Below are 14,164 nucleotides of genomic sequence, written 5' to 3'. Positions count from 1 at the left end.
GCCGGGCCGCCTCCGGGCCTGGGCCGGCACCGTCGTCGCCGACAAGGTCTACTCGCACGACTCCACCAGGAAGCCCCTGCGCGAACGTCGGACCCGGTTCGTATGCCCCGAACGGGCGGACCGGATCGCCCGCCGCACGGGTCGGTTGCCTAGTCCTCGGCCACCGGTCCGGTGATCTCGTCGAGCTGGCTTCCGGTCAGCTCGGTCACGAGGATCGTGCCCGTCGTCGTGACGCCGGCCAGGCTGGTGCGCGTCAGCACGGCCGAGGTGAGGTTCGCGCCGGTCAGGTCCGCGCCGGTCAGGGTCGCCTCGACCAGCAGCGCGAAGGACAGGTCGGCCCCGGTCAGGTCCGCGCCGCTCAGGTCTGCGCGCGTCAGGTCGGCCTTGCGCAGGTCCGCGTCGGCCAGGACCGCCCCGGTGAGCCGGGCCGCCACCAGGTCCGCGCCGGTCAGGTCCATCTTCGACAGGTCGACCCGGTCCAGCGCCGCGCCGCGCAGGACCGCGCCCTCCAACGACGCCCCGGCCACCGCCGCCCGCGAGAGCGTCGCGCCGGTCAGGTCCGCGCCGCTCAGGTCGGCTCCCACCAGGGACGCGTCGGACAAGTCGGCACCGACCAGGTCGGCCCCGGTCAGGTCCGCGCCGCCGAGGTCGGCTCCCCGCAGGTCGATCGCGGTCGCCCCCCACCATTCGGAACCCCCGGGACGGCGGTGCCGGAGCAGGATGCGCTGCGCGGTCAGCCGGACCTGGCGTTCCTGGAGCACCTCCCGGGTCCGTTCCTCGTACTTGTCGTGCGCTTCCGCCGAACCGCTCTCGACCACCCGTTTCGGTTCGCCGGGGAGCGGCATCCGCAGGTAGGCGCAGATCACGTTGAGAATCGTTTCCCGCTGATCTTCGGAGTTGCCGCCCAGGCGGTCGAGCGCGTACAGGCCGCCCAGCCGGACCGGTGCCTTGTCGGAGCCCAGTTGCTCCACGGCCTTGGTGTAGAGATCGGTGATCCGGCGTTCGACGGCGTCGTGCTCAGACTGCTCCGAGGTGATCCGCTGGTGGGCCAGCGTGAGTTCGGTGGCGCGCTGTCGGCGTGCCGCGAGCAGGAGCGCCGCCGCGCCGCCCGTGCCGACCACGATGGTGCCCGCCGTGCGTATCGCGTCCAATTGCACGGCGGGCGATCCGCCGCCGAAAGTCGTCATCAGGACCGCGCCTGTGACGGCCGCGACGAACAGCAGCAACAACGCGCCCAGGGTGATGCCGCGCGTGGACAGCGAGCGCATTTCGTCCCGGTTTCCGGCCGGGTCGCGGGCCGGGCGGCGGAAACCGGCCGCGCAGCCGCCGAGCACGAGTGCGATCGCCACCGCCGCCGGCCACCTGTCGAGCAGCCAAGCACCTGCGGGAAGCCAGTGGGCGCGGGTGAGCCAGGCACCGAGGGCGACACCCGAAACGGCGGCGAGCCGCCCGATCGCGTTCACCAGGATCATTCGACGTCGTCCTTGCGCACCGGCCGCTTGTACGGCCGCCCCGACCGTGCGGCTTCGAGCAGTTCGCGGGACAGCACGGTTTCCCTCGGCCAGGACAGTTCGGTCAGCTCGTCCAGGCCCGGCGGTGCGCCGCCGGCGCTGTCGGCGGCGGGAGCGGCGATGTCGTCGAGCAGCCGGTGGATGAGCAGCGCCAACGCTCCCGGCCCGCTGCCGCTGTACCCCCAGGAAATGCCGTAGTAGTGGTGCAGCGGGGCAGGCTGCAGAGTTCCGTCCTCGGTCCGGATCCAGATCGGTTCGTCCAGCACCACCTGGCTCAGCCGGCCGCCCGCGTCGGTCAACCGCTGTGGCACCGCCACGACCAGCCGTCCGTCCGGCTCGCGGACCACCGGAGCCTCGCTCACCGGGTCGAACAGGACGGCGTCGATCCTGCTGGAGAGGCTTTCGTAGATCGCGGCTCGTTCGGCGGGCGCGCGCAGGCGTTTCGCCCACTCCGCGCCGTAGCGGGTCATCGGGTCGACGTGCGCGACACCGGCGTGCGTGAAGTGCTTTCCCCCGTCATACGCCGACGCGAGCGTGACGCATTGCGCAGCCAGCCGATCGGTGCGCTTCATGATTTCCGACCAACCGGCCGAGAGCACCGTGTCGGTGAGGTTCCCCGGTTCGGGGAAGGCGGTCGGGCGCGCCGCGATCGCGGTGGTCCGCGCCAGGTCGGACTTCCGGGCCCGCTGGAGCCGGCGCAACAGGTCCACTTGGTCGTTCGCGCCCACCATCGCCCCGTACTGGAACACCGAGGCCAACCAGCGGACGGCGGTGTGCGCCGCGCTGTCGGCGGGCAGCGCGAGGTCGAGGACGAGCAGCGGTGTGACGTCCACCGGCGGTGTGGCGGGATAGACCACGGGGCGGTTTCCCGGCCGCCATTCCAGGATGAGGTCGGCGACCCGGAGTTCGAGGGGCCAATACGGCGCGGGGAGGCCCAGCACGCGGCTCAGGTCGTTCCAGCGCACCAGGAAATCCGACCACGCGACGTCCCGCGCACCCGGCTGGGCCGTGCCCAGAGCCGGTCCGTCCCGGCCGAAGTCGGAGGCGACCCGGATCAGCGCGTCCGCCTGCGGCAGCCGCTGCGCCACCTCCTCGGCCCGGGGGCGGCGCAGGCGCAACGGCCACACGACCGCGATGACACCGGACTCCGTTTTCCACGACTGGGCGACGTAGTCGGGTTCCTCGACGGCCCCGAGGTACCGGGCCCGCGCGGACGCGGCCGGCCAGTACCGCACCGGCGACCTCCGGCGGAACCGCAGTTCACCGCTGCGGCCCGCCCACTTGTGGAGGGTGTCCGGGAACCAGTACGGAGCACCGTCCTCACGACCGTCGGACTCCGCCATCGCGCGCTTCGCGTAGCGGTACCAGAAGGCCGCCTTCGTCAGCCCGAGAAGATCCGCCGCCGCTGCGGAACCCAGTCGGTCGCGTAAGTCGGGCTCGGTCACCGGACCATGATGGCGCACGGCGTCGTGCGCCCGACCGGCCCGGGCCGCGCACCCCCGCTAGCGGGTCACCAGGTGCTCCGCGATCACCTTGCGCAGCCGGGTGAGCGCGCGGTGCTGGGCGACGCGCACCGCTCCCGGCGTCGACTCGACCGCCTCCGCCGTCTCCTCGGCCGACAGCCCCACCACGATCCGCAGCAGCAGGATCTCGCGCTGCTTGGGCGGCAGGACGTCGAGCAGCCGCGACATCTCCTCGGACAGCTCGCCGCGCAGCAGGATCAGCTCCGGCCCCGCCTCGGCCACCGGCCCGTCCGGCACGTCCGCCACCGGGTCGATCCGGTTGCGCGCGCCGTACCGGTGGGCGTCGGCGACCTTGTGGGCGGCGATCCCATAGACGAACGCCAGGAACGGCCGGCCCTGGTCGCGGTAGCGCGGGAGCGCTTGCAGAACGGCCATGCACACCTCCTGGGCGACGTCGTCGGGCGAGGTCAGCGACCCGCCCAGGCGCGCGCGGCAGTAGCGCAGGACGGCCGGCCGGACCGCCCTGAGCAACCGGTCCACGGCGTCCCGCGCGCCTGCCACGGCCTGCGTCACGATCTCGGGAGTGACCGTCTCCCTTAACGGAACCGTCCTGTCATCCGCGAACACCACGCACCTCCACCCCCGCCGCGGCGCCCACCGCGGCTTCGACGGGGGGACGCGCACTCTCGGTAAGCCTTACGCGGGCATGTGGAGTAATTTCGGGTGACTTTCGGACCAACTTGGGCGAGATCAGGTTTGGAGGGTGACCAAAACGGTCATGAGACGTCGGCAAGTAGGCGGTCAACCGTAGGATCGTTCAACGATTCAACGATGCACTGCCAGAGTTCCAGGTTCGCCGTCGCCCACCGCGAGTACGTGGCCGCCGCCTCCGGGTCGTAGAAGTAGTAGCCGTCGTCCTGCTTGGCCTGCTGCTCGCCGACGATCTTGTGCGCCAGTTCGCGCAGCGTGATGCCGTTCTCCTCCAGGTACTTGGGCGCGAGCACCACCGGGGTCACCGGCAGGGCCTTGAACAGCGTGTCCGCGTCCGACAGCGCCTGCGCCTCCAGCGAGATGTGCCGGTGCCGGGTCCGCATCTCGGCCTCCTCCACGACCTCGTCCACCCTCGCCGCCGCAGCGGCGGGCACGCCCGCGTCGGCCAGGATGGACAGTCGCAGCCGCCGCCCGTCCACGGGCAGCGAGTTCTTCCGGACCATGTAGTTCACGTCGTGCACCAGGGCGGCGACCTCGACCAGCGCCACGTCCGCGCCGTTGCGCCGGGCGAAGCCGACCGCCTTGTCCCGCACGAAGCTGACGTGGTGCCAGCCGTGGAACTGGAGTTTCGCGGCCAGGGTGCGGCACAGCCGCCACACCTCGCGCTCCACTTCGGAGACCGCCTGCGCCGTGATCGTCGGTACCGAGACCGTGCTCATTGGACCCCTCCCGTGCCGGGTGGGGCGATGGTAAGGCGGCCCGGTGATCCTTAGAGCGTGTTGGTCAGTTCCTCCAACCGGGACTCGACCGGGACGTGCCGGTGGCTGGTCCGGGTGTCCGGGTCGTACGACAGGCTCCACGGGGTGACCGCGCGGCTTTTCACCAGGAACGTCAACGTGTCGTCCGCCGCTTTCGGGATGCGGTGGAATTCGTGCGCCAACATCGTCCCGGAATCGCCCTCCAGCGCCTGGGTGCTGCGCAGCAGCGCGGTGTCCTCGATGGACCGGCCGTCCGCCGCCAGCCGCGCGCTGAAGCGTTCGTGCAGGTAGGAGCCCGCGAGGAGGATCGTGCTGAAGTGGTAGCGGTGGTTGTGGATGGAATCGGCGTAACCCTGCCGCCAGTCCTGCTGCGGTTTGTACTCGTGCAGCCAGAAGGTGAACGGCTCGGCCGGCTCGTCGCGCAGGCACCACGCGAAATGCGTCGTGGTCTCCCGCGATTTCGCGACCACCCGCATTTCCTCCTGCGGGGTGAGCCGGCGCAGGTGCGCGCGCAGCCGGTTCCGGAGGTCCGGGCCCGAGGCCCACTCCCGGAACCGGCCGCGCACGTGCTCCCAGTGGTCGACGACAGGGGGGTCGGCCACGGAGATGATCGTGGCGAGCTCCGCGAGGGCGGAGGACCCGGCAGACTCGGTCAACACGACTTATCAGCTCCCCAACTGAGCGGAGGCGGAGAATTCCCGGCGGAACCGGTGGAACTTGTCCTCCAGCGCCCGGAAACGTTCTTCGGACAGCGGCACGTCGGTGATCTTCTCGAACAGCACGCGGAAGTCGGCCCGGGTGCTGCCCGGCGTGATGACGACGTGCAGTCCTGCCTTGGAATTGCTGATGCGCAAGAACTCCGCGCGTTCCATGCCGTACAGGAACGACCCTTCGGAGAAGCGGAGCGTGCGCGGGTAGAGCCGGACCACGCCGGCGCTGGTGTTGCTGTAGAGGCTGAGCCAGGCGCTGTCGTCGAACAGCTCCAGCCGGTCCAGCGGCGGGTCCGGGACGATCGTCAGGTCGATTCGGGAACACCTGCTGCGAGCCAGGAACAGGCCGGCCAGGCCGACCGAGATCTGCTCGCGCAACCGGTCCACGATGGTGTCGTAGTCGCCCTCGGCACCCTCGTGGCGCAGCAGGTAGCGGGCCCGGCCGCTGATCGCGTCGGCGTCGCGCGGGTCGGCCAGGACGGCCCGCAGCTCGCACTCCGACTGCGCGAGCAGCAACCGGCAGGCCGCGTACCGGCCCGCGAAGCCGCGGAACCCGTACAGCCGGGTCCGCTCCAGGTCCTGCATCATGAGCTGGTTGAACGCCGGGTCCGGCCGCGCGGTGGGCTCGAACACGTTGCTCGGGAAGAACTCCCGGTCCAGCGCCCGGTACTCGGCGGTCAGGTCGTGCAGCGCCTTGCGGCTCTCCTCGACCACCGGGGTGATCAGCGCGCGCTGCGCCGCGGAACTGGTGATCAGCGTCTGCGTGAATCCGACCACCGCGGAGATCATGGTGCCCGTGCCGACCGACGTGAGGAAGTTCCGCGCGGTCCCCGGATCCATTCCACTCGAAATGGCCAGACTCGTTCCGGAGATCACCACGAGGAGGAGCAGAAGCAGGCCGGTCCTGGTCCAGAACAATTCCTGCAACAGGTTGCCGCGTTCGCCCCGAGGCTCCGCGGACACGATGTTCACCTCCTTGGCGGGCACCCGAAAGGTCGAATGCCATCGGTATCCGATCAACTGCGCGGAGTTACTGTACGCTTGGGTGTCGAACTGCGGAAGCGGTAATTAGTGGCACATTTGCGGATACATTTCCGGCGGTTCGGCAGCGCACCGTGACCGGCGTTGCGCCCGCGGTGGGCCTGGACGTACGGCGTCCGGGGCCGCCCCATAAGCTCCGCAACCATGCGTACTGTCGGCCGTACGGCCCTGGTCCTCGTCTCCCTGCTGTCCGCCGGCTTGGCGCTGTCCGCGTGCACCGCGAGCGACCGGCCGTCCACCAAGACCAACACCCCGTCCGCGACCGCGCCCGCCACCTCCGAGGCGCAGGCCGAGAAGCTGCCTGAGCCGAGCGGCCCGCCGTGCGAGGTCACCCAGTACCAGGTGACCGGCGAGCCCGGCGCGAAGCCGACCATCACCGTGCCCACCGGCTGCAAGCCGCAGGACGGCCTGCTGGTCAAGGACCTCACCGAGGGCACCGGCCCGGAGATCAAGGCGGGCTCCAACGCCGAGCTGCACTACGTGCTGGCCACCTTCCGCGACCGCAAGACCCGCGAGGCGTCCTGGGACAGCGGCGCCCCGCTCCCGCTCAAGAACATCGGCCAGGCGTCGGTCATCCAGGGCTGGAACGAGGGCCTGATCGGCCTCAAGGAAGGCGGCCGGCGGCTGCTGGTCGTGCCGTCCGACAAGGGCTACCCGCAGGGCCGGGGCACCATCCAGCCCGGCGAGACGCTGATCTTCGTCATCGACGCCGTCAAGGTCGAGGGCTGAGCCCGGAGCCCGACCGCACCGCGAGACGACGAGGGGCCCCGGCACACCGCCGGGGCCCCTCCGCACATCACGACCGCACGAGCCGCCCGATCACGGCACGAGCAGCAGCTTGCCCGTCGTACGGCGACCCTCCAGGTCCTCGTGCGCCTTACGCGCGTCCGCGAGCGCATAACGCCCACCGATCCGGATGTCCAACGACCCGTCCGCGACCGCCGCGAACAGCTCGCCCGCCCGCCACTCCAACTCCTCGCGCGTCGCCGTGTACGCACCCAGCGACGGACGCGTCAGGTACACCGACCCCGCCTGGTTGAGCCGCTGCGGGTCGACCGCCGGCACCGCGCCGCTGGCCGCCCCGAACAGCACCAGGTACCCGCGCCGCCGCAGGCTCGCCAGGCTGCCGTCGAACGTCGCCGCGCCCACCCCGTCGTACACCGCGGCCACACCCTCGCCGCCGGTCAGCTCCCGCACCACCGGCGCGAACTCCACCTGGTCGTAGCGGATCACCTCGTCCGCGCCCGCCGCGCGCGCCAGCGCCTCCTTGGCCTCGGTCGACACCGTGCCGACCACCCGCGCGCCCCGCGCCTTGGCCAACTGCACCAGCAGCAGCCCCACCCCGCCCGCTGCGGCGTGCACCAGCACCGTGTCGCCGCTCTGCACCGGGTAGGTCGACGCGACCAGGTAGTGCGCGGTGAGGCCCTGCAACAGCAGCGCGCCCGCGACGTCGTCGTCCACACCGTCGGGCACCGGCACCGCGTCCGACGCCGAGACCAGCGCCTGCTCCGCGTAGCTGCCCAGCGACGACGACCACGCCACCCGGTCGCCGACCGCGAACCCGGACACCTCCGGACCCACCGCCGCCACCCGGCCCGACCCCTCCAGCCCGATCCCGAACGGCAGCGGCAACGGGTACCGGCCCTCGCGGTGGTAGGTGTCGATGTAGTTCACGCCCGCCGCCGCCACGTCGACCAGGAGCTGCCCCGGGCCCGCCGACTTCGCGTCGACCTCGCCGAACTCCAACACCTCGGGCCCGCCGGTCGCGCGCACCACCACTGCCTTGGGCATGTCCCGTCCTTCCGCACACATCGGGTTTCCGCTACTGGCCAACTCTGCCGCGTGCCCGCCTGTTCCGCGTCCCGGCATCCGGAACCCGGCCCGGCGGCACCGCTCACCGTCCCAGCGCGACCCGACGGGCCAGCCCCAGCGGCAGCGAACCCGACCCGGCCAGCTTGTCGTGGAACTCGCGCTGCGTACCGGTGAACTCCTCCCGGATCCGCTCGATCTCCAACGCGCCGGTCAGGTACGACGGGGCCTGCGTCGGCCACGCGCAGTACCGGCTGACCTCGCCCTCCGCCGTGCTCGGCGTCAACGACGCCTTCGTCGTCATGAACTCCTCGGCCTCCGCGACGTCCATGTCACCGCAGTGCAGCGCGGTGTCCACGATCATCCGCGCCGCGCGGAACAGCCGTGCCTCCACGTACGCCAGCTCCTGGGCACGCGCCTTGGCGGCGTCGCCGACCGTCTCCGCGCTGTAGTAGCCGTGCTCCTTGAACAGCTTCTCCGAGTACAACGCCCACCCCTCGGAGAAGTACGGCGTGCGCAGCACCTTGCGCACCGGCCGGTTCTGCGTGGCCAGCCACGACAGGTGCCAGTGGTGGCCCGGGTACGCCTCGTGCACCGCGATCGTCGCCAACTGCGCGCGCGAGTTCGTCCGCAACCGCTGCTCGACCTGCTCGGCGGTGAACTCCTCCGGCGGCCACGGCACGAAGAAGTGCCCCACCCGCGCCGACGTCAGCGGCGGCGGCGACATGTAGGACGCGACGCTCAGGATCGGCCGCTGGAACGCAGGCGACGGCACCACCCGGCACTCCTCGCCGTCGGCCAGCGTCACCAGCCCGTGCTCGACCAGGAACGCCCGCGCCCGGCGCGTCTCCGCCTCGTACTCGGCCCGCATCGCCTCCGGCGTCGGCGGGTGGTCGTCCTGGAGGGAGAGCATCACCGAGTGCCAGTCGTCGGTGCCGGCCAGCGCCCGGATCTCGGCCTCCAACTCGGCGTAGGCGACCTTGCCGCGCTCGTGCAGCTCGGCCGCCCCGTAACCGAGCACCTCCTGGTCGCGCAGCAGCGTCGAGTAGAGCTGCTCGCCCATCCGCCAGTCGCCCCGCGCACTCGTCCCGAACGAGTCCAGGAACGCCGCGAGCCGGTCGAACGCCGCCGCGGCGGGCTCCGCGGCCTCCGCGACCTTCGCCCGCAACCCCGGGTCGACCACCTCGCCCGGCAACGTCCGGGTGACGAACGCGCGCCCCGTCCGGGCCTGCGCCGCGGCCCGCGCCACGATCCGCGGCGACGCCAGGTCGGGGTCGAGGTTTGCCTGGCACGCCGCGAGCACCGACGGGACCTCGGCCAGCCGCGCGAGCACGCTGTCGACCAGCTCGTGCTCCGGCCGCAGCCGGTTGAGGAACGCGGAGAACAGCGGGAAGAACACCGCGGAGGTGTAGGTGGTGGGGTCGCGCCGCCAGGCCGGCCAGGACGCCTTGGCGAGGTGTCCGCGCAGGACGGAGATCACCAGGTCGCGGTCGACGGAATCGTCGAGGTCGTCGGTATCGGCCCGCTCGAACCGCTCCAGCCAGCCGGCGGCCTCGCGGTCGTAGCCCGCGAAGAAGTCGGCGCTGAACTCGCCGAGGGTGTGGTCGTGGGCGAGGGAGCCGAGCGTCGCGGCGGCGCCCGGGAGCCGGTCGAACTGCCAGGAGAGGAAGTCGTCGACCAGCCGGGGGAGTGTCGTGGTTTCGGTCACGTGCACGGAAGTTACCCGCAGGTTCTAGTCTGGCGGTGTGGCTGAGGACAAGAAGGCTGGGGACAGGAAGATCGGCGCGGCGGTCAAAACGGCGGAAGCCTTCGTGGCGGCCCACGGCAAGCCCGCGCGAGCGGTGGTCGAGAACATCGGCCGAGCGGGCGCGCGCGTGGTGCTGGTGGGCGAGGACGGCGCGATGGGCGACGTGGTCCTGCCGACCGTGGAGGCGGCCGAGGCCGTCGTGGCCCAGGTGTCCGACCTGGACGCCCACGAGTGGGACCGGGAAACAACCGCCGCCGTGAAGATCGGCCCAGCCCGCCGCCGCAAGATGGCAGGCCGCTGACCTGCGGTTTCCTCGCAGCTTTAATCGAATTTGATCACTCGATAGGGCGAAAGTGCCGAGACCCGGGCACTAATCCCGATCACATTTCGTTGCCAGAACAAGGTGGCGGCGCCTGGCGGAACAACCGTGACAAGGCCCCGGCCCGCCCTGTGCCCCGCCACGCCCTGAGCCCCGCCCGACCCCCGACCCAGTGCGGACATGACGCGGTCCGGGTGGTGCGGGCGGGTCGTGCGGTATGGGTCGTGCGGTGCGGGCGGGTCGCGCGGTGCGGACCTGGACACGCTGGCGGGACATGCGGTGCGGGCCGGGACCCCGTGGCGCGGGGTGCGGCTCGATGCCGAGCCGGTGCGGCAGGGCTGGAGCGCCTGTCCGGCTGGAGCGGGACGGCTGGACGCGGTCTGTCCGGATAGCTCTCGTGGTGCCGGAACAGGCTCGCCCAGAGCATGGTGCCGGAACGGGCTCGCTCGCCCAAAGCGGCCCGTGTGGTGAGCGGCCTGTGTGGTGCCTGCGCGGCTCGCCAGGGATGATTCGTCCGGCCTGGGGATGGTTCGCTCGGCGCGGCGCGTGTTTCGCCTGGCCCGGTGCGGCGCGTGTTTCGGTGGGCCCGGTGCGCCTGTTTCGCTTGGCCCGGCCCGGCCCGGCGCGTGTTTGTCTCGGAGCTGCCGGTGTCATGTGGCCCGCGTGGTGTTCGAGTCCGTCCAGCCTGGATTCGTCAGCCGGGCCGCTGCGCTCTCGCGTCTCGTCGTTTTGGGCTCGTTCCGTTTTGGGCTCGTTCGCTGTGCGGTCCCGTCCGCTGTTGAGTTCGCGTCCGGTTCGCTGTTCCGGCCGCCGTCCGCCGTCCGCCGTGCGGCGCTCGTCGGGCGTCGTCCGGTGCTCGTCGTGCGGCGCACGGCGTCCTGCGTCGTCGTTTGGCCGCTGTCCATCGCTCGTCCGTCGCGTGGCCGCTGTTTCGGCGGTCGTCGCTTGTTCGGCGTTCGTCGTCCGGTTCGGCTACGTGTTCGTCGTTCGGCGTTCATCGCTTCGCGTGCGGTGTCGCGTTCGACGTGTTCGAGGGGACTGTTCGGCCGCAGGTTTGTCTAGGCTGCGGTGGTGAAGGTTCTTTTTGCGACTTGTGCTTCCCTGCCCGCCGGCGATGGCGATGACGCCGCGTTGATCGACGCCCTGGCCGAGGTCGGGGTGTCCGCAGGGTGGTCGGTGTGGGGGTCCGGGGAGTCCGCCGATCTGGTGATCCTGCGGTCCACTTGGGACTACACCGAGCGGCTGGGGGAGTTCCTCTCCTGGTGCTCGTCCGTGCCCGCGCTGGCGAACCCGGCCGCGGTCGTGCCGTGGAACACCGACAAGTCCTATCTGGTCGACCTCGCCGCCGCCGGGGTTCCCGTGGTGCCCACACGTGTTGTGGCACCGGGGTTCTCGGACTGCCCCGATGGCGAGTTCGTGATCAAGCCGACCGTCGGCGCGGGGTCGCGCGGTGCGCTGCGGGTCGCGGACGGCGACTACTCCGCCGCGTCGGCGCACCTCGACGCGTTGGGGGTCGCGGCGCTCGTCCAGCCTTACCAGTCGGCCGTGGACTCGGCGGGGGAGACGGCGCTGGTCTTCTTCGGCGGGCAGTACTCGCACGCCTTCACCAAGGGGGCGATGCTCCACCCGGACGCCGAGTACGACGAATCGGGCCTCTACATCGTCGAACGGCTCTCCGGCGCGTCACCGACCGCCGTCCAGCGCCGGGTCGCCGAGGACGTCCTCGACGCCGCCACCCGCCTGCTCGGCCTGCGTCGCGCCGATCTCCTCTACGCCCGCGTCGACCTGGTCGCCGGGCACGACGGCGCGCCGCTGCTGCTGGAACTCGAACTCGTGGAGCCGTCCCTGGGCATCCGCCAGACCGACGCCGGCGCGCCGATGCGGTTCGCCTCGGCGGTGCGCGCCGCCTTCGCCGCGCGCTGACCCGACGCGGAAACCCGGTCGGATTCCCACCGAACGCCCGCTGTTCTGGGGAACGACCGCCGGAACCACGCCGACCGGTTCTGGCGGTCGGAGGCCGAGCCCGCCCTGGCCGGGCCGCGCCGCCGCGCCAAGCCGCGATGCCAAGCCGCGACGCAGAGCGGAACGGCTGGGCCGTGTCGGCGGGTCTACCGGAGTCCTGAACCGATACCGGTCAGCGAGCGGACCTCCATCTCGGCCTGCTTGTCCGGGTCGGCCTTCTCCCGGCTGAGCAGGGTCCCCAGCCACCCGCACAGGAACGAGAACGGGATCGAGGCCAGGCCCGGGTTGCCCAGCGGGAAGAACGCGAAGTCCACGTCCGGGAACACCGACGTCTTCGCCCCCGACACCGCCGGCGAGAACGCGATCAGCACCACGCACGCCCCGAGCCCGCCGTAGATCGCCCACAGCGTCCCGTTGGTGTTGAACCGCTTCCAGAACATCGAGTAGATGATCGTCGACAGGTTCGCCGACGCTGCCAGCGCGAACGCCAACCCCACCAGGAACGCCACGTTCTGCCCGTTGGCCGCGATGCCGCCGCCGATCGCCAGCACCCCGACCGCCACCGCGGTCAGCCGCGCGACCCGCACCTCCGACTTCGGGTCGGCCTGCCCGCGCTTGATCACGTTCGCGTACACGTCGTGCGCGAACGACGCGGAAGCCGTCAACGTCAACCCGGCCACCACCGCCAGGATCGTCGCGAACGCGACCGCGCACACGATCCCCAGCAGCACCACGCCACCGATCCGGAACGCCAGCAGCGGCGCGGCGGAGTTCTCGCCGCCCGGCGCGTTCTTGATCGTCTCCGACCCGACCAGCGCCAGCGACCCGTACCCGATCACCAGCGTGCACAGGTAGAACACGCCCATCACCCACGTCGCCCACACCACCGAGCGCCGCGCCTCACGCGCGTTGGGCACCGTGTAGAACCGCATCAGCACGTGCGGCAGCGACGCGGTCCCGAGCACCAGCGCCAGCGCCAGCGACACGAAGTCCAGGCCCGCCAACGCCGATCCGCCGTACCGGACGCCGGGCTCCAGCACCTCCGGCCCGAGTGAACTGTTGCGGGTCGCCGCCTCCATGATCGACGACAGGCTGAACCCGAACTTGCCCAGCACGAACACGGTCATCAGGGTCACGCACAGGATCAGCAGCACGGCCTTGATGATCTGCACCCACGTGGTGCCCTTCATCCCGCCGACGAGCACGTACATCACCATCACCACGCCGACGACCGCGATCACGATCGCCTGCCCGGCCTGCGTGTGCACGTCCAGCAGCAGCGCGATCAGCGCGCCCGCGCCCGCCATCTGCGCGATCATGTAGAACAGCGAGATCACCAGCGTGACGTACGCCGAGGCGGCCCGCACCGGGCGCTGGCGCATCCGGAACGCGAGCACGTCGCCGAGGGTGAACCGCCCGGTGTTGCGCAGCCGCTCCGCGATGATCATCAGGCCGAGCAGCCAGGAGACCACCCAGCCGATCGAGTACAGGAACCCGTCGTACCCGTTGACCGCGATGCTGCCGGTGATGCCCAGGAACGACGCCGCGGACAGGAAGTCGCCGGACAGCGCGACCCCGTTCTGCGGCCCGGTGAAGCTGCTGCCGGCGGCGTAGTAGTCCGACGCGCTGGCGTTGCGCGACCCCACCCGGTAGACCACGAACAGCGTGATCACCACGAAGATCGCGAACACGCCGAGGTTGAGCGCGGTGTTGGCGCCGGTCACCGCCGCTCCTCCGCGGTCAGCGCCCGGACCTGCGCGACCTGGGGGTCGATCCGCCGCCGGGCGTAGCGGGCGTAGGCCACCGTGAGCGCGAGCGTGGAGACGAACTGGAGCAGGCCGAACACCATGCCCGCGTTGACCTCGCCCGCCACCTTGGTGCCCATGAAGTCCGGCGCGAACGCCGACAGCACCACGTAACCGAGGTACCAGACGAGGAAGCCGAGCACGGCGGGCAGCACGAACACCTTGGTGCGCCGCTTGAGTTCGCGGAACTCGTCGGTGTCGCGGATCGCCGCGAAGTCGGGCCGGCCGGCCGCGTCCACCAGCAGCGGCGGCGGTGGCTCCTCGAACGTCGCGAAACCGCGCGCCCGTCTGGACTCGCCCGGGGGCAGGATCGCCTTCGTCATCAATC

General features: G+C 71.3%; 13 protein-coding genes. 3 read left to right on the top strand and 10 right to left on the bottom strand.

Annotated elements, in window-relative coordinates; all coding sequences use genetic code 11:
* Positions 1-149 precede the first annotated feature (149 nt).
* From AC0HI0_RS22020 to AC0HI0_RS21995, 6 genes are all read right to left on the bottom strand, one after another.
* Positions 150-1,472, bottom strand: coding sequence for a pentapeptide repeat-containing protein (locus tag AC0HI0_RS22020; RefSeq protein WP_480925384.1), 1,323 nt, complete (start codon positions 1,470-1,472; stop codon positions 150-152).
* Positions 1,469-2,956 (bottom strand): hypothetical protein, encoded by a 1,488-nt coding sequence (locus tag AC0HI0_RS22015; RefSeq protein ID WP_480925383.1) that lies wholly within the window; start codon positions 2,954-2,956, stop codon positions 1,469-1,471. The genes AC0HI0_RS22020 and AC0HI0_RS22015 overlap by 4 nt, the downstream gene beginning before the upstream one ends.
* Before the next feature lie 57 nt (positions 2,957-3,013).
* Positions 3,014-3,601, bottom strand: coding sequence for a sigma-70 family RNA polymerase sigma factor (locus AC0HI0_RS22010; protein WP_480925382.1), 588 nt, complete (start codon positions 3,599-3,601; stop codon positions 3,014-3,016).
* A gap of 149 nt (positions 3,602-3,750) precedes the next feature.
* On the bottom strand, positions 3,751-4,404 hold the full coding sequence (locus tag AC0HI0_RS22005) for an HD family phosphohydrolase (RefSeq protein WP_480925381.1): 654 nt from the start codon (positions 4,402-4,404) through the stop codon (positions 3,751-3,753).
* 50 nt (positions 4,405-4,454) lie between these two features.
* Positions 4,455-5,045: a hypothetical protein gene (locus AC0HI0_RS22000; RefSeq protein ID WP_480925380.1), complete on the bottom strand. Its 591-nt coding sequence runs from the start codon at positions 5,043-5,045 to the stop codon at positions 4,455-4,457.
* Between the two features lie 63 nt (positions 5,046-5,108).
* Positions 5,109-6,116 carry a hypothetical protein gene (locus AC0HI0_RS21995; RefSeq protein WP_480925379.1) on the bottom strand — a complete coding sequence of 336 codons (1,008 nt, stop codon included), beginning with the start codon at positions 6,114-6,116 and terminating at the stop codon, positions 5,109-5,111.
* A 222-nt stretch (positions 6,117-6,338) separates the two neighbouring features.
* Here AC0HI0_RS21995 and AC0HI0_RS21990 point away from each other — a divergent pair, with 222 nt between their 5' ends.
* Positions 6,339-6,923: an FKBP-type peptidyl-prolyl cis-trans isomerase gene (locus AC0HI0_RS21990; RefSeq protein WP_480925378.1), complete on the top strand. Its 585-nt coding sequence runs from the start codon at positions 6,339-6,341 to the stop codon at positions 6,921-6,923.
* A 90-nt stretch (positions 6,924-7,013) separates the two neighbouring features.
* On the opposite strand, the gene AC0HI0_RS21985 is transcribed toward AC0HI0_RS21990, so the two are convergent.
* Both AC0HI0_RS21985 and AC0HI0_RS21980 read right to left on the bottom strand, forming a co-directional pair.
* Entirely contained in the window at positions 7,014-7,985 is a 972-nt protein-coding gene (locus AC0HI0_RS21985; protein WP_480925377.1) for a quinone oxidoreductase family protein, read from the bottom strand.
* A 103-nt stretch (positions 7,986-8,088) separates the two neighbouring features.
* On the bottom strand, positions 8,089-9,711 hold the full coding sequence (locus AC0HI0_RS21980; protein ID WP_480925376.1) for a DUF885 domain-containing protein: 1,623 nt from the start codon (positions 9,709-9,711) through the stop codon (positions 8,089-8,091).
* 37 nt (positions 9,712-9,748) lie between these two features.
* On the opposite strand from AC0HI0_RS21980, the gene AC0HI0_RS21975 reads away from it, so the two are divergent.
* Positions 9,749-10,051 carry a hypothetical protein gene (locus AC0HI0_RS21975; RefSeq protein WP_480925375.1) on the top strand — a complete coding sequence of 101 codons (303 nt, stop codon included), beginning with the start codon at positions 9,749-9,751 and terminating at the stop codon, positions 10,049-10,051.
* A gap of 1,086 nt (positions 10,052-11,137) precedes the next feature.
* Complete coding sequence (locus tag AC0HI0_RS21970) at positions 11,138-11,992, top strand: ATP-grasp domain-containing protein (protein ID WP_480925374.1); 855 nt, start codon at positions 11,138-11,140, stop codon at positions 11,990-11,992.
* A 185-nt stretch (positions 11,993-12,177) separates the two neighbouring features.
* Here the strand turns inward: AC0HI0_RS21970 and AC0HI0_RS21965 are convergent, their stop codons facing one another.
* Entirely contained in the window at positions 12,178-13,755 is a 1,578-nt protein-coding gene (locus tag AC0HI0_RS21965) for a solute symporter family protein (protein WP_480925373.1), read from the bottom strand.
* Entirely contained in the window at positions 13,752-14,159 is a 408-nt protein-coding gene (locus AC0HI0_RS21960; protein WP_480925372.1) for a DUF485 domain-containing protein, read from the bottom strand. The genes AC0HI0_RS21965 and AC0HI0_RS21960 overlap by 4 nt, the downstream gene beginning before the upstream one ends.
* Positions 14,160-14,164: the final 5 nt, after the last annotated feature.

It is taken from the genome of Saccharothrix sp. NBAS 001 (genome assembly GCF_056640475.1).
The sequence above is the reverse complement of the archived record's forward strand: the minus strand, read 5'-3'. Positions and strand labels throughout refer to the sequence as shown.